24 protein-coding genes are annotated in these 16953 nt (G+C 38.4%); 10 read left to right on the forward strand and 14 right to left on the reverse strand.

What is annotated here, in order from left to right; genetic code table 11:
* Positions 1-62 precede the first annotated feature (62 nt).
* Positions 63-1535 carry a leucyl aminopeptidase gene (locus ACFSW4_RS02480; RefSeq protein WP_377327241.1) on the reverse strand — a complete coding sequence of 491 codons (1473 nt, stop codon included), beginning with the start codon at positions 1533-1535 and terminating at the stop codon, positions 63-65.
* Positions 1536-1674: 139 nt separating this feature from the next.
* Between ACFSW4_RS02480 and ACFSW4_RS02485 the strand changes: the two genes are divergently transcribed.
* Positions 1675-2145 (forward strand): divergent PAP2 family protein, encoded by a 471-nt coding sequence (locus ACFSW4_RS02485; RefSeq protein ID WP_054753636.1) that lies wholly within the window; start codon positions 1675-1677, stop codon positions 2143-2145.
* A gap of 43 nt (positions 2146-2188) precedes the next feature.
* On the opposite strand, the gene ACFSW4_RS02490 is transcribed toward ACFSW4_RS02485, so the two are convergent.
* The 3 genes from ACFSW4_RS02490 to ACFSW4_RS02500 all read right to left on the reverse strand — a co-directional run bounded on the left by ACFSW4_RS02490 (position 2189) and on the right by ACFSW4_RS02500 (position 4645).
* Positions 2189-2932, reverse strand: coding sequence for a 3D domain-containing protein (locus ACFSW4_RS02490; protein ID WP_377327243.1), 744 nt, complete (start codon positions 2930-2932; stop codon positions 2189-2191).
* Positions 2933-3009: 77 nt separating this feature from the next.
* Positions 3010-3327 carry a YuiB family protein gene (locus ACFSW4_RS02495; RefSeq protein WP_377327245.1) on the reverse strand — a complete coding sequence of 106 codons (318 nt, stop codon included), beginning with the start codon at positions 3325-3327 and terminating at the stop codon, positions 3010-3012.
* A gap of 97 nt (positions 3328-3424) precedes the next feature.
* Entirely contained in the window at positions 3425-4645 is a 1221-nt protein-coding gene (locus ACFSW4_RS02500; RefSeq protein WP_377327247.1) for an NAD(P)/FAD-dependent oxidoreductase, read from the reverse strand.
* Between the two features lie 78 nt (positions 4646-4723).
* Between ACFSW4_RS02500 and ACFSW4_RS02505 the strand changes: the two genes are divergently transcribed.
* The 3 genes from ACFSW4_RS02505 (at position 4724) to ACFSW4_RS02515 (ending at position 6755) form a co-directional block, all read left to right on the forward strand.
* On the forward strand, positions 4724-4813 hold the full coding sequence (locus ACFSW4_RS02505) for a hypothetical protein (protein WP_377327299.1): 90 nt from the start codon (positions 4724-4726) through the stop codon (positions 4811-4813).
* Positions 4814-4916: 103 nt separating this feature from the next.
* The gene (locus tag ACFSW4_RS02510) at positions 4917-5915 is read left to right on the forward strand and encodes an NAD(P)/FAD-dependent oxidoreductase (RefSeq protein ID WP_377327249.1); all 999 of its coding nucleotides are present in this window, start codon (positions 4917-4919) and stop codon (positions 5913-5915) included.
* A gap of 159 nt (positions 5916-6074) precedes the next feature.
* Positions 6075-6755: a TerC family protein gene (locus tag ACFSW4_RS02515; protein ID WP_054753641.1), complete on the forward strand. Its 681-nt coding sequence runs from the start codon at positions 6075-6077 to the stop codon at positions 6753-6755.
* A gap of 180 nt (positions 6756-6935) precedes the next feature.
* Here the strand turns inward: ACFSW4_RS02515 and ACFSW4_RS02520 are convergent, their stop codons facing one another.
* The 6 genes from ACFSW4_RS02520 to ACFSW4_RS02545 all read right to left on the reverse strand — a co-directional run bounded on the left by ACFSW4_RS02520 (position 6936) and on the right by ACFSW4_RS02545 (position 10230).
* Complete coding sequence (locus tag ACFSW4_RS02520) at positions 6936-7718, reverse strand: hypothetical protein (protein ID WP_054753643.1); 783 nt, start codon at positions 7716-7718, stop codon at positions 6936-6938.
* Positions 7711-8211, reverse strand: a complete 501-nt coding sequence (locus tag ACFSW4_RS02525) for an RNA polymerase sigma factor (protein ID WP_054753645.1) — start codon at positions 8209-8211, stop codon at positions 7711-7713. The genes ACFSW4_RS02520 and ACFSW4_RS02525 overlap by 8 nt, the downstream gene beginning before the upstream one ends.
* Before the next feature lie 124 nt (positions 8212-8335).
* Positions 8336-8692 (reverse strand): HesB/IscA family protein, encoded by a 357-nt coding sequence (locus tag ACFSW4_RS02530; RefSeq protein WP_054753646.1) that lies wholly within the window; start codon positions 8690-8692, stop codon positions 8336-8338.
* Between the two features lie 47 nt (positions 8693-8739).
* Positions 8740-9609: a diaminopimelate epimerase gene (gene dapF / locus ACFSW4_RS02535; protein WP_377327252.1), complete on the reverse strand. Its 870-nt coding sequence runs from the start codon at positions 9607-9609 to the stop codon at positions 8740-8742.
* A gap of 11 nt (positions 9610-9620) precedes the next feature.
* On the reverse strand, positions 9621-9860 hold the full coding sequence (locus ACFSW4_RS02540) for a DUF1450 domain-containing protein (protein ID WP_054753648.1): 240 nt from the start codon (positions 9858-9860) through the stop codon (positions 9621-9623).
* 43 nt (positions 9861-9903) lie between these two features.
* Positions 9904-10230 carry a YuzD family protein gene (locus ACFSW4_RS02545; protein WP_054753650.1) on the reverse strand — a complete coding sequence of 109 codons (327 nt, stop codon included), beginning with the start codon at positions 10228-10230 and terminating at the stop codon, positions 9904-9906.
* Positions 10231-10383: 153 nt separating this feature from the next.
* Between ACFSW4_RS02545 and ACFSW4_RS02550 the strand changes: the two genes are divergently transcribed.
* Positions 10384-10608, forward strand: a complete 225-nt coding sequence (locus tag ACFSW4_RS02550; protein ID WP_054753652.1) for an iron-sulfur cluster biogenesis protein NfuA — start codon at positions 10384-10386, stop codon at positions 10606-10608.
* A 270-nt stretch (positions 10609-10878) separates the two neighbouring features.
* Here ACFSW4_RS02550 and ACFSW4_RS02555 read toward each other — a convergent pair whose 3' ends face one another.
* Entirely contained in the window at positions 10879-11838 is a 960-nt protein-coding gene (locus ACFSW4_RS02555) for a 2-hydroxyacid dehydrogenase (RefSeq protein ID WP_377327255.1), read from the reverse strand.
* A gap of 75 nt (positions 11839-11913) precedes the next feature.
* Here ACFSW4_RS02555 and ACFSW4_RS02560 point away from each other — a divergent pair, with 75 nt between their 5' ends.
* Positions 11914-12405 (forward strand): phosphatidylglycerophosphatase A family protein, encoded by a 492-nt coding sequence (locus tag ACFSW4_RS02560; RefSeq protein WP_054753654.1) that lies wholly within the window; start codon positions 11914-11916, stop codon positions 12403-12405.
* 96 nt (positions 12406-12501) lie between these two features.
* On the opposite strand, the gene ACFSW4_RS02565 is transcribed toward ACFSW4_RS02560, so the two are convergent.
* Together ACFSW4_RS02565 and hepT are read right to left on the reverse strand one after the other, a co-directional pair.
* A complete protein-coding gene (locus ACFSW4_RS02565; protein WP_377327257.1) occupies positions 12502-13266 on the reverse strand; it encodes a TIGR01457 family HAD-type hydrolase in 765 nt (254 codons plus the stop codon).
* 5 nt (positions 13267-13271) lie between these two features.
* Positions 13272-13715, reverse strand: a complete 444-nt coding sequence (hepT, locus tag ACFSW4_RS02570; protein WP_377327259.1) for a type VII toxin-antitoxin system HepT family RNase toxin — start codon at positions 13713-13715, stop codon at positions 13272-13274.
* Positions 13716-13855: 140 nt separating this feature from the next.
* On the opposite strand from hepT, the gene ACFSW4_RS02575 reads away from it, so the two are divergent.
* Both ACFSW4_RS02575 and ACFSW4_RS02580 read left to right on the forward strand, forming a co-directional pair.
* Entirely contained in the window at positions 13856-14128 is a 273-nt protein-coding gene (locus ACFSW4_RS02575; protein WP_377327261.1) for an SAV0927 family protein, read from the forward strand.
* A 43-nt stretch (positions 14129-14171) separates the two neighbouring features.
* The gene (locus tag ACFSW4_RS02580; protein WP_377327263.1) at positions 14172-14459 is read left to right on the forward strand and encodes a cytosolic protein; all 288 of its coding nucleotides are present in this window, start codon (positions 14172-14174) and stop codon (positions 14457-14459) included.
* A gap of 25 nt (positions 14460-14484) precedes the next feature.
* Here the strand turns inward: ACFSW4_RS02580 and ACFSW4_RS02585 are convergent, their stop codons facing one another.
* Positions 14485-14757 (reverse strand): YutD family protein, encoded by a 273-nt coding sequence (locus ACFSW4_RS02585; protein ID WP_054753659.1) that lies wholly within the window; start codon positions 14755-14757, stop codon positions 14485-14487.
* 116 nt (positions 14758-14873) lie between these two features.
* On the opposite strand from ACFSW4_RS02585, the gene ACFSW4_RS02590 reads away from it, so the two are divergent.
* Positions 14874-15869: a M23 family metallopeptidase gene (locus tag ACFSW4_RS02590; protein ID WP_377327265.1), complete on the forward strand. Its 996-nt coding sequence runs from the start codon at positions 14874-14876 to the stop codon at positions 15867-15869.
* A gap of 62 nt (positions 15870-15931) precedes the next feature.
* Complete coding sequence (locus ACFSW4_RS02595; protein WP_054753694.1) at positions 15932-16945, forward strand: aromatic acid exporter family protein; 1014 nt, start codon at positions 15932-15934, stop codon at positions 16943-16945.
* Positions 16946-16953 lie beyond the last annotated feature (8 nt).

Consider the following 16953-nt stretch of genomic DNA (forward strand, 5'->3'; position numbering starts at 1 on the left):
CAAACGTAAAAAAAGCCGATGGGATCTTGATCTCCATCGGCTTGCCAAAAGCAAAAGCTACATTATTTCAAATTCATAATTGTTTTAGCTAATGTGCGGGACATGACGCCTGTTGGACCTTTAGGGCCGAGGTCATGCTCACTTTCTGCCATGGCGGTTCCTGCGATATCTAAATGAACCCATGGTGTGTCTTCTACAAACTCGCCGATAAAGCATCCGGCAAGCACAGCGTGTCCTTTTCGCCCAGGGGAGTTATTTAAGTCAGCAATATGACTTGAGCGCACTTTATTTTTGAACACGTCATGATATGGTAATTCCCAAACGAGCTCTCCCTCTTCCTCTGATGCTTCAAATACCTGATCAAACCATTCCCCATTATTGGTCATGGCGCCTGTCATTTCATCACCTAAAGCGACCACAACACCGCCTGTTAACGTTGCAACATCAATAATTTTTGATGCGCCTTGTTGATTCGCATATGTGACGGCATCCGCAAGGGCTAAGCGACCTTCTGCATCGGTATTACGTACTTCAATCGTTTTCCCGCTCATCGATACAATCACATCGTCAGGTTTAAATGCATCTCCGCTGATCATGTTATCAGTTGACGGCACCAAGCATAATACGTTTTCTTCAGGTTTTATTTGTCCAATCGCGTCCATTGCGCCTAATACGGCTGCAGCACCGCCCATATCCATTTTCATGCCGATGATACCTTCTTTACCTTTCAGTGAATAACCACCTGTATCAAAGGTGATGCCTTTCCCAACTAAGGCTACGGGATTGCTCCATTCTGCTTTTCCTTGATACTTCATAACGATAAAACGAGGTGGTTCCTTAGACCCTTGGTTCACTGCTAATAAAGCACCCATGCCAAGTTCTTCAATTTGGTCTTTATCGAAAATGTCAATCTCCATTCCATGTTTTTCGGCGATATTCTCAGCATAAGATGCGAGCTCAGTGGCCGTTAATAAGTTACCTGGCATGTTGACAAAATGTCTAGCCGAATTCGTTCCTTGTCCAAGTGCTACTCCAACTTCTACAGCTCCCTGGATGCCCTCTTCATCTGCGATTAGTGATAGATTTGTTAAATAAGTCTCATTCTCTCTCGATGTATGATACGTCTCTAATTGATAAGTTGCCATAACAAAAGCTTCACCCAGTGCTTCAGCAAATGTTAAATCTTCCGTGAAACTTTTTAGTGCAAGTGTCACTTCCCTTATTTTGTCTTTATTTAATTGCTTAAACGATTTGCCGATTACATTTCGGAATTTATTAACCGTTAATTCATCTTTTTTACCTAAACCAACAAAATAAATTCTTTTAGCATTAACTTGTCCAAATGTATGTACTTTCGAAATTGCTCCAAAACTGTTTTTCACATCATCCTGTTTAACTAATTCGTCTAGATGATGATTCAGTTCATCATTTAATGATTGATAAACATCTTGGTTTTCTTTGTTCTCTTCGTATAGACCGACTACTAGTGCTTCAGCTTCTACTTGTGTTACTTCTTGATTGATTACGTTTACCATTTCGACACCTCCATTTATTATCATTATCTTATCAAACATTCTCTTAATTCGTAAATTTAATTGTAAGTTTTTTATCATTCATATTTAGGGTATGATGTATATAGATTAGATAAAGAACACAACTAAAGGTGGCGTCTCAATGGATATTCTTCACAACACACCGTTAATTTTAGCTCTATTTGCAGTTGTATTCGCTCAAGTTGTTAAAATTCCTATTCACTTTATTGCGGATCGAAAGTTAGTTTTAGGACTCGCATTTAGTACTGGCGGGATGCCGAGCAGTCACTCTGCAGCCGTAACAGCTTTAACCACTTCGGTTGGCATTGAACACGGTCTTGATTCCCCTTACTTCGCCATTGCCTGTGTGCTCAGTATTATTGTCATGTATGATGCTACTGGTATTAGAAGACATGCCGGACAGCATGCAACGATTCTAAATCAGTTAGTAAAAGATTTTCATCGTTTCGTTGATGAGGCTAAACAGTGGCAGGAAAAAGAAGAACGTGAAAAACAACGAGAGTTAAAAGAATTACTTGGGCATCAGCCTATTGAAGTTTTCTTCGGTGCTTTAACTGGAATTATTATTGCTGTTATATATTATTCAATATAAGAAAGAGCCGCTGCAATCTGCAAGCGGCTCTTTTACTTGTCCACTATTTTTGATTAAAAGCAGGAAGTGCTTGGGAGCTAATTTGGTCTTCCCAATAAGCTAAATCCTTTTTCGAAACGGATCCGTCTCCCTCTTCAATAACGTACACATCTGTGCTTTTTTTACCCCAATCGTTATAAACTTCATCAACGGTTTCATAATATAAATCTATTTTATGGCCTTTAATAGCGCCTCCTGTATCCATTACGATTCCATAACCGTAGTCCGGTACGTACAAAACGGTACCAAGCGGAAAGACACTTGGATCAGCGGCAATGGTTGATAAAATACCTCTTTGAACCGTTAAACCTGAAAATGTAATCCCGTATAGCGGATGATCCTTCGTTTTGCCAGTCGATTCGTACCCAGCTGTGTAGCCAGTTGCGACAACCGTTCTAACAGGATACTGTTTAAACGCAACTTCAGCAGTCATAGATACCTGTTCAACATTTTTAGCTTTCGTAGACTGTTGTTCGTCATTTGATTTTTTCTCAGTTTCCTTTTCCTTCACTTCATCTCTAACGCCTGCTACTAAAATTTGTTCCCCATCTTCCAAATTCCCTTCTGCCTCTCCCCATTTATTAGATTTATGAGTTAAAGAGATCTGATGCCCTTCATAGTTTTCAGTTTGAATAGATGGTGCGCCATCATCCGCTGCCTTCATAGTCAGGTTAACGGTTAGCAGCAGTGAAGTCATGCTTACTAATAAAATAGCAAAAAAGAAAAAGCTCCTTAATTGATTACGCATGTTTAACACCTCTTTGTCATGAAGCGTAACCAAATTAAGAAGCTTTTATACATTTAACTGAATTTTTTGAATAAACCTTAAAACATTTGATAGCCTTTATTTCTGAGGATTTTAATAACATATCCTGCCACAATCGTTCCAGCTAGCCCGGCCAATAAAACGATTAAGTCAAAAGGCTCTAGGCTCGTAATGCGATCTGGTAACCTAGAAAATGAATCAATCGGAGATGAGAAATAACTCCAAAAAGAGACATCGTCAATAATTAAAATCACGACAACCGGATAAACCAGCGCCATTAACCAGGTCGATCTAAGTAACATGTTTAAGATAAATGCTATTCCAAAAAACAAGACAAAAAATAATAGCGATGCAACAAAGCCAAATAATATACCCACAATTGTTCCCTACCTTTTTCTCGTTCGTTAAACCTCTATCAGTTTAACATAAAAGAAAAGCAAAGACCTATGCCTTTGCTTTTCAAATCTTTACAATTTAGTGATACATGTCAAGTTTACCTTTTTTAAGTAGAAGGCCAACGCCGCCAAGCTTCATAAGGTAACGGTTGTCGATAGCTTTTTTCATAATGGATGCTGAACGTCCGAATAGTTTTTTATCATCAAATACAACACCAATGGCATCTGTGTGACCAAGTGAAGCGACTGTCCCTTGAATGTGTGGTTCAAATGACTGTAGCTTTTCCCCGCCGCTAACCATTTGTTTCAAGTTGTGAGCCACCGTGTCTGCCATTTGAATCGCAATTTGAGCTGTTGGTGGATAAGGACGTTCTGTATCAGGGTTCATAATCACAGCACAATCCCCAACTACAAATACATCATCATAATCTGGTGTACGTAGGTCCGGTCTAACTGGAACGCGGCCACGGTTCGTCTCGAAACCAGATTCTTGAACGATTGAGTTACCTGTCACACCTGCAGCCCAGATGAAGTTTTTCGTTTTAATTTCTTCACGTTCTTCATCTTTTTCAACAATAATGCTATCTTCAGTTACTTTCTTAATCATCGTACCTAATTTGAATTCAACGCCTTTTTCCTCAAGACGATTCATCGCGTATTCAACAAGTTCAGGGTCAAATCCAGCAAGTGCAGTAGGACCTGCCTCAACGTTGATTAAGCGAACTTTCTCTCTTGGGACATCGTATTCTTGGCAAAGTTCAGGAATACGGTTAGCTAGTTCTGCTACGAATTCAATTCCTGTAAAACCAGCTCCACCTACACCGATTGTAATAAGGTCCTCACGCTCTCCACGCTCAAGATTATACTGAGCAAAATTATACTCAATATGATCACGAATCTTACGTGCACTATTAATGTTTTGGATCGTTAAGGCATGCTCTTCAATACCATCAATTCCAAATGTTGCCGATTCAAAACCTAAGCCGATCACTAAATAATCGTAATTAAGTTCTCCGTCCTCAAGTTTCACTGTTTTCGATTTAGGATCAATCGATTTAACTGTATCTTGTACGAAATTTATTTTGTTAAAATCGACGACATCATTAATCGCGAGTCTTGTGCGATCATGATGTAACGTACCTGCTGCATTTTCGTGTAGCCAAGTTGTTTGATAGTGATAGTCATGCTTATTAACCAATGTAATTTTGGCCTCTTCAGATGACATGCTCTTTTGGAGGTTTACCGCTGTCATGATTCCACCGTAACCTGCACCCAAAATGACAATGTTTGGTCTGTTCATATTAATCCCTTCCATCCTTAAAATTTTTACCTAGGAAAATGCTCACAAACAACTTTGTGATTTTTTTCACAGATTAAAATAAAATATTGTCATAATTTCGTAAAACATTACCTAAAGTCAATCATAGAACTTTTTATGTCCATTTTCAACCCTCATAATATTTTCTAATGTTTCTGATAATTTATAAGGAAAAAAAGTTCTCATAAAACCCTGTATAATGTTATAATGTTCAATGGTGCGTATTGAAATTCATAAAAGGTGGGGAAAATTTATGAGTGATCATGTTAGAGACATAACGATCATTGGCGCCGGTCCGGTTGGCCTATTCACTGCATTTTACGGTGGCTTACGTCAGGCTGATGTACAAATCATTGAAAGCCTTCCTCACATCGGTGGTCAATTATCTGCATTATATCCTGAAAAATATATATTCGATGTTGCCGGTTTTCCAAAAATCCGAGCACAAGAATTAGTTGATAACTTATATGAGCAGGTTAAACCTTTCAATCCTGAAATCACATTAGATCATGCGGTTCAAGAGGTTGAAAAAGTAGACGAAAACTTATTTAAGTTAACAACAGATAAAGATACGTTCTATACTAAAACGATCATTATCACTGCGGGTAATGGCGCATTCGAACCACGGAAGCTTAAAGTCGAAGGTTGCGATAAATATGAAAGTACCAACCTTCATTATTACATCAAAGACTTAGAAGCTTTTAGAGATAAAAAAGTACTCGTTTGCGGTGGTGGTGACTCTGCTGTCGATTGGTCATTAATGTTAGAACCAATTGCGGAAAAAGTAACGATTGTTCACCGCCGCGATCAGTTCAGAGCTCACGAACATAGCGTTGAGCAATTAAAAGATTCTTCAGTTGATATATTAACACCTTATGTTCCTTATGACCTAGAAGGCGAAGACGATATCAACAAGGTTATACTACAAAAAACAAAATCTGAAGAAACAGTTGAAGTGGATGTTGATGATGTCATTATTAACTACGGTTTCATCTCTTCACTAGGTCCGATTAAGGATTGGGGTTTAGAGCTTGAGAAAAACAATATTGTCGTGAACTCCAGAATGGAAACAAACATTCCTGGTATTTACTCAGCTGGTGACATTTGCACCTACCCAGGTAAAGTTAAACTCATCGCATCAGGTTTCGGCGAGGGACCAACAGCTGTAAACAATGCGAAAGTTCGCATCGACCCAGATTCGAAAGTACAACCAAAACACTCAACTTCGATGAAAATCTTTGAAGACAAGTAATGGATTCAAAGGGGAGTAGCTTTTACAATAAAAGTCGTCATTTCAGAGGGGTATCCTCTCGGCTTTATTGGCAATGATTAAATTGTTAGCGAGACCTTTGCTTACCTATTTTAGGTGGGCATTGGTCTCTTTTTTTATCTTAAAAGGGGGAATTAGAAAATGGATTTTTTCACAGTAGAATTTTTTACAGCACTTATTTCGATCATTCTAATTGATTTAGTACTTGCAGGTGATAATGCCGTAGTAATAGCACTCGCCTCTAGAAATTTACCGAAACACCTTCAAAAAAGAGCGATTATATGGGGGACAGCTGGGGCAATCTTCATTCGAATTATTGCGACGATCTTCGTTGTTTGGTTACTGAAGGTCCCTGGTCTTTTACTCATCGGTGGTGTGGTATTAGTTTGGATTGCTTATAAGTTATTAACTGAGGAAGAAGAAGTAAATGTTGCAGCTGGCGGAAGCTTATGGGCTGCAATTAAAACAATTATCATAGCAGATGCTATGATGGGTCTAGATAACGTCCTTGCAGTCGCTGGTGCTGCTCATGGTAGTATCTTACTTGTTGTCATTGGATTATTAATCTCGATTCCAATCATTGTATTCGGAAGTCAGCTCGTTTTAAAATTAATGGAACGCTTCCCAATCATCATCTATATCGGTGGTGGTGTTCTAGCTTGGACGGCTTCTAAGATGATTGTAAAAGAGCCATTTGTTGCGGACTTTTTTGCAAATGAGTGGCTGAAATACGGATTTGAAATTGTAGTCGTTGCAGCTGTCATCGGCCTTGGTGTTATGAAAAAACGAGCTACCCACACTGAAGCAACTGGACAAGCATAGGAAATCCCCCTTCTCACTTTTCGTGAGGAGGGGAATTGATTTTTTACGGCCGGTTTTGGAATTCTTTCGGCCTCTTTTTAAAATCTTTCGGCCCGTTTTCTAAGTTTTACGGCCTCTTTCAGAAATTTATCGGCCTGTTTTTGAATTTTATCGGCCCCTTTTTAAAAGTTTTCGGCCGGTTTATTCCATCTTACTAATTGATTCAATAAAAAGCTCTAACCTCGGTCCGACTCCGTCTCCGCCTTCAATTCCGTATTCATACTGTACATATAAAACATCATCATTAACCTGATAAGCATAATAACCTGTTACTTGCTCACCACTTTGATGGCTCTGAATCCCTTCAAATGGATTTTTATTAGGATCTACTGGTGTTTGATCCCCTTCTAATCCTTCAGCAAATTCCTCTAATTGAGTATCATTAATCACTTCTACTATAACCGTGGCAAAGCCAGTATCGGTTGTATGTGTAATCTTATTTTCATTAATATCATAATTTCCTAAAAATTGATCCATTTGATAACTGATTTGATGGGGTGTGATTAGAAATTCCATGACTTGTGTCGGTTCTTCCATCCCTTCTAACATAATCGTCTCGTCAAATGGTCCTTCTACCTCAACATTAAATTCAGGCTGCTCTTCTGAGTTATTTTCCGGATCCTCAACTGGATCATTTTCTGGATCTTCACCTTGAACTGGCTGCTCGTCTGCTGGAGTCGGATTAGGATCGTCGACGGTTTCTGTTTGTTGATTCATAATACTCATTACGATAACACCGAACAATACTACGGCGGCTGCAGTTGAAGCCCAAATAAATTGCTGTTTACGTTTCCGCTGTGCTTTTTTCTTTTTGGCGAATTTGGCTATATTTAATCTCATTTCATCTTTTTTCTCTGGACTTATGGACTTATTCATTTTTAACTCCTTTAGTTCATCCAAGAATTGATCGTCATGTTTACTCATAGTTGACCCTCCCTACCTGTGTCTTCAGCGCTTTTAATGCTCTGTAAAATGTCACCCTTACTTTGTTTTCTGTCCAATTTAAAATATCAGCCGCTTCTGCATTCGTTAATTCTTCAATTCCTCTTAAAATAATGACGTCTCGGTAGTTTGGTTTTAATTCATGAATAGCCTCATGTAATTGTGCCTTCGATTCCGTCACTTGATAGACGTCTTCTGGCGACTCCTCGTTTTCCGTTTGATAAGTATCGATTAGCTTGCGCCAGTCTTGACGTTTTCTCTTTCTAGCTTCATCAATTGCTAAGTTTCTAGCTATTGAAATCAACCATGTTTTCGGGCTAGAATTTCCTTTGAATTTATCAAAATTATTGATCGCTTTGATAAATACATCCTGAACCATATCTTCTACATCTGGTGAAGATGTGTAATAAGCTAAAAATCGGTATATGTCATCAGCATAGCGATCGAACCATTCTGTGATGAGTTCTTCATCCATGGCTTTACCCCCTAAGTTGTTTTCTAATTAATAGACGTTAATAGTTTTATCTTATTACAAAAATCTTTAAAAAGGGCAAAAAAATAGCTTTTGCGTGTGTTACGCAAAAGCTACTTATTAATTATTAACAATTCTCTGGAGTTCCTTCACGGTCTTTTGCTTTAAACGAAGACCCACAGCCACATGATACAATCGCGTTCGGGTTATCAATCGTAAACCCGCCGCCCATCATGTTCTGTTTAAAATCAATCGTCGTTCCTTCGATAATTGGACGGTCCATCTTTGCGATGATCACAGGAACATCATAATCTTCATATAATTCATCGGTTTCTTTCACTTCGTAATCAAAACCTAATTTATAAGAAAGACCGCTGCATCCTCCACCTTTTACACCAAATCGTAAGTACACAGTGTCTGCCGAATCACCTTTACGCATTTCATTAATTTGATACTGCGCTTGTTCTGTTATATTAATCGTCATACCGAACTACCTCCTTAACCACATTATACTGATGAATACATTGTCATTCAAATTTTCTGCCAATAATATTCACCTGAAGCGACTGTAACAGCCGGCCCTTTCATCATCACATGGCCATCTTCTTTCCAAGTGATCATTAAATCACCGCCATCAAGATGTACGGTCACTTCATCACCTTTTGGTACATAGTCATTTAACACGGATGAAACAACAGCTGCACAAGCCCCAGTCCCGCAAGCTTGAGTAATACCAGAACCTCTCTCCCAAACGCGGAAGTTAATTTCGCTGTCGTTAACCACTTCAACAAACTCAACGTTTACCCCTTCAGGAAAGCGCTGATCATCTGTTACGGCCGGGCCTACTGTTTGAATTGGCGCATCCGCAATATCATCAACATAAAAGACTACATGAGGATTCCCCATCGAAACCGCCGTCGCATACAAGTCTTCTTCTCCAACTAAAAACGGTTCCTGTATGACATGATCTTCTTCAGCACCTGTTAAAGTTTTCATAGGAATTTGACTGCGTTCTAAAATAGGTTGCCCCATATCAATGGTCACGTTTTTAACAAGTCCTTGTTCAAGTTCAACCTCAGCATCCACAACACCTGATTTGGCTTCCACTTTAAACGTTTGAGTTTTAACATAACCAAGATCGTAAGCGAGCTTTGCCACACAGCGAAGTCCGTTTCCACAGTTCATTGCTTCCGAACCATCTTTATTAAAAATTCTCATGCGAACATCTGCAAAATCTGACGGCAACATTAAAATAAGTCCATCAGAGCCAATTCCGGTAAACACGTTGGAGACGTCCTTTGCTAGATTAGGAAGATGTTCCTCTTTTAAGTCCACTTTAAAACCATCTATATAAATGTAATTATTGCCTAAGCCATGCATTTTTGTAAATGGAATGTTCATATACTTAACTCCTATATACTTGGTTCGTCTTCTTCTAGTTGTTTATATATATTATCAACGAGCTGCTCAGGTGATGATGCTGTCACACAAACGCCCTCAACCAAAGCAAATAGCGTCATGGAACATAATGCGCAGTGGCTTGTACACCCAAGCTCCACAACATCGATATCAGGATCTCTAGAAAGCTTATCAAAAGCTTCTTGCGACCCGCTCATCAAGTTATTAATACAGAACTCAACAATTGGGTTCATACATACACTCCCTTAATTCTCAGTTGATTGAACCCGTTTTAGTTTAAGCTTGAGGTTCTAATCCTCTTTCTTCAAGCGCTTTATAAACGGTTTTTAATTTAGGGTTGCCTTCCCCAACAATTTCATCATCAATCAATACAACTGGATAAAACATGTCTTCTTCAACCACCCGCTCAGCGAACTCCTTATATTGACTTTCTTCAGGCGGTTTAAAAATATCTATATATTTATATTGAATGGCATCTTCCCCAAATTTTCGGCCAATCGCAGCTTGTAGCCATTCATATTGTTCCTTTGAACTCGGCAAATTTACACAGCTTGGGCACAATACTTCTGCTCCATAGACTGTAAGTTGTATATTTTTCCCCATAGTTCCCCTCCTAGTCGAATCGTTCAGTTATTTTTATTTTACACCATAAGATTTTCTAGGTACAATGATAATGATTCTCAATAATTTTGTATTAACGGTTAGAAAAATATCCAATTCGTGATATAATATGATTAAGAAAGGGGAAGATGAACGATGTTTGAACAAGTACAAGAAGTCATTGGAAAACTACGCCCTTTTTTACTTCGTGACGGAGGCGACGTAGAGTTAGTCGATGTGGATGATGAAGGCATTGTCTTACTACGTTTGAAAGGCGCTTGCGGCAACTGCCCAAGTTCAGCGATCACATTAAAAGCCGGCATTGAACGTGCTCTACGTGCAGAAGTACCTGGCGTTAGAGAAGTAGAACAAATTTTCTAAGACTATTAATAAAAGCGCATGCGTCCGTTTAACCACGCAGTGATAGACCGAGATAAAGGAAACACGATGAGTACAGCGAATCGATGTTGACTTATCGTAGATTTAGACGAGAAGTCACCCAGTGGTTGGACGCATTGCGCTAGATAACTCTGTACAAAAACAACAATCAACGTTTAAAAGATAATTTTATACGTTCTCAGCTATTCAATTATAGAAATCGCATGTGATTCACCTTGATCACATGCGATTTTTTTGTTTGTCATATTAGATTTAATATACAGGCGTGACTGGCTCTTCTCCATTCAACACGCGCGAGATATTATCAACCGCAAGCTCAATCATTTTCATGCGTGTATCGACGCTGGCTGATCCGATATGTGGAAGAGCCACTACCTGACTAAGCTCCAGTAATGGATGGTCGCTACTGATTGGCTCATCCTTAAATACATCAAGTCCTGCCGCTTTAATATCCCCATTTATTAACGCTTGGTAAAGATCTTCTTCCACCACTACGCCGCCTCGAGACGAATTGATAAATATCGCCGCATCTTTCATCTTTTTAAAAACATCATCATTAAACATATTCTTCGTCTCATCGGTCAGCGGGGTCATGCAAACAACAAAATCTGATTGCTTAATCAGGTCATCAAATTCTGCGTACTGGACGCCTAGTTCTTGCTCTGCTTCTCTTTTCCTTGAACGATTGTGATATAAAATATTCATATTAAATCCTGTCGCTCGCTTAGCAACCGCCTGTCCGATATTCCCCATCCCCACGATTCCAAGTGTTTTATGGTGAACATCTGATCCAGCCATTAAAAACGGTGACCACGTGGACCACTTGTTTTCTTTAACAAAATCCACAGCTTCTGGAATCCTTCTTGCTGTTGCCAAAAGCAGCGCAAACGTTAAATCTGCCGTTGTTTCATTTAAGACTTCTGGTGTATTCGTCACGATGACATTATGTTTTTTAGCCGCTTCAACATCAATATTATCGAAGCCAACCGCCATATTGGCAACAACCTTTAATTGCTTTCCTTTAAGAAAGACTTCTTCATCAATGGTTTCTGTTAACATACTTAAGATCGCATCAGCAGACTCTACTCTATTCAAAAGCTCACCCTTTGGGATAGGCTGATCTTCATATGGCCACATATCCACTTCAAATGAATCCCTTAGTTTAGCAATTGCTGATTCGGGTAATTGACGAGTGATAAATATTTTTGGCATGAATAGCCAACCTCCTTTATATTATTTAATCAATGAAGTAAAATAAAGAAAACAAAATTGGGTAGGTGTATTGAAATGGATTTAGAAAAAATGGCATTAAAAGCACTCGAAGTTCGAAATGTCGACTTAGATGAAATTGCTGATCTTGTTTATTATTTACAAGAAAAATATCATGATGACTTATCAAGAGAAGAATGCCTTTCAAATGTGAAAAAGGTATTGCAAAAACGCGAGGTTCAAAACGCGATTTTAACAGGCATTCAATTAGATAAATTGGCAGAGCAAAACAAGCTTGATGAGCCCTTACAACAAATCGTCGAACAAGATGAAGGATTATATGGCATTGATGAAATCATTGCCTTATCCATTGTCAACGTGTACGGCTCGATTGGATTTACCAACTATGGTTATATCGACAAAGTTAAACCTGGTGTGTTAAATCGTCTAAATGATAAACGTTATGGCTGTAACACCTTCTTAGATGATATCGTTGGTGCCATAGCCGCAGCTGCGTCTAGTCGATTAGCTCACAGTCAATCAGATGGTATGAGCTCTATCGATGATTAATTAATAAAATCCTATCATAGATGAGTTAAACTTTCATTTAAACATCAAAGATTTCAAAAAGCCGAATGTTAGAGCTTAACATTCGGCTTTATTATTCTAAAACCAATCCTTCAACGTTTCGATTGTGTAAGTTGGCTTTATTCCAAATTGAGTTAATTCATCTTTGGTTGTAACACCCGTTTGTACGTGCAAAGTATCCATCCCTGCATGAATGCCAGCTAGTATATCAGTATGGTAATTATCCCCCACCATTATAGCCTCTTCCTGACTAATCCCTAAATAGTCTAAAGCAATTTGTAGCATCAGGCCAGATGGTTTTCCAACAATTTCAGGCTTGACCCCTGTTACATTTTCAACTAAATTAACGTAAGCACCGTTTCCAGGAACCAACCCTTTTTCAGTTGGCACTTTTATATCAGGGTTAGTCGCGACAAACTTAGCTCCTTCTTGCACATAAAGACAAGCATCTCTAAGCTTACGGTATGTATTCTCACGGTCAATTCCCATGACGACATAGTCAGCATCACCATCAACAACCTGCACGCCTTTTTCTTTAAGCGCCTCAGTTAAGCCGACTTCACCAATGACATAAGCCGTCGCATTCGGCTTTTCGTCGTGAATATGAATGGCTGTTGCAAGTGATGCTGTCATCACTTGATGAGACTCTGCTTCAATGCCGAACTGTTTTAATTTCTCAGCTGTTGCTCCTGGTGTGCGAGATGAATTATTCGTCACGAACATGAAAGGGATATTTCGCAACTGTAATTCTCGAATAAATTCTTTTGCTTCTGGAATTTCCGATTTCCCTTTATACATCGTTCCGTCTAGGTCAATTAAGTACCCTTTGTAATCTGTTTTCATGATGACTACTCCTCACGTTTTGTAAAAGTTGTGACAGGCCCCATCTCTTTTTCTAGATAGTCCAAAACATTGGGTCTGAAATTTTCTAACGTTTTAACGTGTTTTGACAGAATATCATCGATTTCTTTATGGTTAATATTTGTGTATTCGCGAACTAGCATTTTTCTAAGTTCAATCGTTTCTTTATAAGCTTGTTCATCTTCTTTTGGAATGACTTGCTCGTCCACTAAAATATCAATAATATCTTCATAACTACCTGGGTCACGCATAATGAAGCCATCAATCATCATATTGCCTACATCAATGATGGATTCAATGACCATTTGAGCTAATCGCTCCGTTCCCAATTTTTCTAAAAAGGATTCACTTGTCTTCTGTTCATATGTTTCTAATAATCCACTCATATATAGTAAGGTTTGTTCAATTTGATCTCGGTCAACAAAATACACAATTAACACTCCTTAATTATTTGTTCTTAAGCTATATTATCACATTATAAACATGAATCGTATTCACATACAGTTATATTATGACATAAGGAAAAAGTTTTGCTAAAATAATGGCAACACAAGTTGAGGGGGCTGTAATGTTGGATTTTGAAATTATCTCGGATAAAAAAGAATCAGCTGGAATCCGTTACGTTTGTGCTAAAACTAACACACGACGTTATGATTTAATCATCCTAACTAGCGAAAGCTTAGAAGAAAAAGGGGAAGTTGTCATTATCGATGATCAAGGCTCACGATATACAAAAGTACGGAAAAATAAAATTCAAGATAGTGAATATTTAGCTCATGCTTTTAATGTTAATGAGTACGAATCAGATGAGATCTATCAGTTTCTAAAACAGGTTCTAGAATAAGATGTCGCCTCCTGCACAAACTATACATACAGGAGGCGTTTGAATGAAAAAAAACCGACGAATTAAAGACCAACAAGATGATTTTACACCTGTTGAAGTGCAAGATAATTATCAAGTGCCGGAAGAGTTTCCTGAGGGTAATTATGGTAATCCGATTAATAAAGACGAACCACTTAAACCTTATCCAGAAAAAGAATCTAAACGACACCATTCAGCTTTTGCCTATGAAAATAAAGAGCTTCACGCAGACTTACCTAGACAATTCCCAGGAGCTCATGTTCCGCAGGATTACCCGAATGATGAAGGAATTACAAGAGACGAAAAAGAATGACCTCAAGTTTGTGAGGTCATTCTTTTTATGTATCGACACGTTTCATTACAAAATAAGCACAACCGAAGTTGCAGTACTCATATAGATAATCTTCTAACGTTGAAATTTTCGTATCAAATGTTGCTTTTTGATTCTGATCATCGTAAAAACCTTTTAAACGGAGTTGTCCAAATCCCCAATCTCCTACTATAAAATCATATTTTGTCAGTATATCACTAAAACGTTCACTAATCGCTTCTTCTTGAAAACCTTCTTTATGATCAACGATTACTTCGTACTGTTGTCCTAAGAATTCCATTTCGATCACCTCTGATACAAATAGTGTACCATATTTTCCTATTACAAAGAGTACATTTTTTTCAAATAAATGAACAGTATAACAAGCAAGTACAACTAACTAAAGGAGATTTTAACATGGAACGTCTACATAGGCGAATAGTTGCAATTATATTACTAACAATCATTTTTACTCCAATTACTCTGGCCTCTGCAGCCGAAAAGAACGAAGAGAATGAAGAAAATAAAGAGCTTGATGAAGCGACCCTTCGTAAAGGTCTCTATCAAAAGACCGAGGCATTAACACAAGTGCCCTGGTATCTTATCGCTGCGATGGATCAATATGAACGAAATATTAAAAAGACGAATGATGAAGACCGGATAACGGGTATACAAATACCAAATGAAGAATGGTACGGAATTCTACCACCACATGCGAACCATAATGAGAAAGAATCCACATTAAACCTTTTCGAAGGCATTGGAAAGGATGGAAACGGTGATGACATTGCAGATCCGACAAATGATGAAGATGTTCTTTATACGCTTGCTATGGAAATACAGCAAAATCTCGCCGAGGATCAAAAATTGGAATCGGCGCTTACTTCTTATTACGAACGAGAAAAAGCCTCTCAAATCATTACAAAAATAGCAAGGATGTTTAAACACTTTAACACGGTTGATTTAAGTGAGCGCGCTTTTCCGATTCCGAAATGGAATAACTACAGTTATCGTTCAACTTGGGGAGATACCCGAGGTTATGGTGGACGCAGAATTCATGAAGGCACCGATATATTTGCAGGATATGGGACTCCTGTTCGTAGTACTTCTTATGGCGTTGTTGAAATTAAGGGATGGAACCGTTTTGGTGGCTGGCGAATTGGTATTCGTGACTCGTACAATATCTATCATTATTATGCGCACTTAAATGCGTTTGCTGAAGACATTAAAGAAGGAGACATTGTAGAGCCAGGTGATGTCATTGGGTATGTTGGTGCATCAGGGTATGGGCCAGAAGGTACATCAGGTAAATTCCCTCCCCACCTTCATTATGGAATGTATAAAGATAACGGGAAAAATGAATGGGCATACGACCCATATCCGTATTTAAAACGCTGGGAACGTAATCGGTAACTTGATTTTCCGCTTCATTACTGAAAAAATATAAGGAGAGATTATTTTTGGAGTGGAAAACCGTGAAGAAAATTGTAGGAAGCAGGGTGTTAAAAACAGGAGTCGCCATCTTTATTACAGCTTTGATTTGTGAATGGTTAGATTGGCCTCCTGTTTTTGCCGTCATCACAGCTATCGTGACCATTGAACCAACTGTATCACAGTCGATTAAAAAGGGAATCGTTCGCTTTCCAGCATCAGCGATCGGTTCTTTTTATGCTGTCTTATTCATTTCGTTGTTTGGTCATGCACCAATCACCTATGCATTAGCAGCAGTTTTTACGATTATCACAACTTATCGGCTTAAATTATATGCAGGCTTACTAGTCGCAACCCTTACGGCCGTTGCCATGATTGAGGTTATTCACACGAATGTCTTTTTATCGTTTTTCATTAGGTTAGGAACAACGACGATTGGACTAGTTGTATCAACATTGATTAATTTATTTGTTCTACCACCTGATTATACAAAAGATATTTACACTAAATTAAGAACGATCACTCAGCGCACTGGTGAAGCTGTCGAAATGGTATTTTGTCAATATTTATTAAATCGAACGAATCAGCCAAAATGCCAAAATGAATTAGATGAACTTGACGAAGACGTACATAAAATCGAATCTCTTATTCAATTTCAAAAAGATGAAACTCAATATCATCCATTAACCGCTTCAGAACAAAAAGCTTTTCAACATGCCCAAAGACAACTCGTGCGCGTTAAATTAATGATTTATCACTTAGATAATGTGTTAAACACGCCATTATCGGAGCTTCAATTAAGCGATCAAGAACGAGAAAAGATCCTAGAATCCGTTCATGAACTGGCCTATGCTATGAAAACTAACACGAAGTTCGATCTAGTTCAACATCATCAGAAATTAAAAGAACTGATGGCACTCTACTGGGAAGATAGTGATAAAGTTCGAAAAAACAAACAAGAATACCCAACAGCCTTCCCAGCAGAACTGATTGTATTGTATGAGCTAGTTTCGATTTTTACAGTTGTTGAGAACTACTATACAGAAGAAGGCGTTTGATTTATACC

This window comes from Piscibacillus salipiscarius, from assembly GCF_042685285.1.
GTDB classification, from domain to species: domain Bacteria; phylum Bacillota; class Bacilli; order Bacillales; family Alkalibacillaceae; genus Piscibacillus; species Piscibacillus salipiscarius.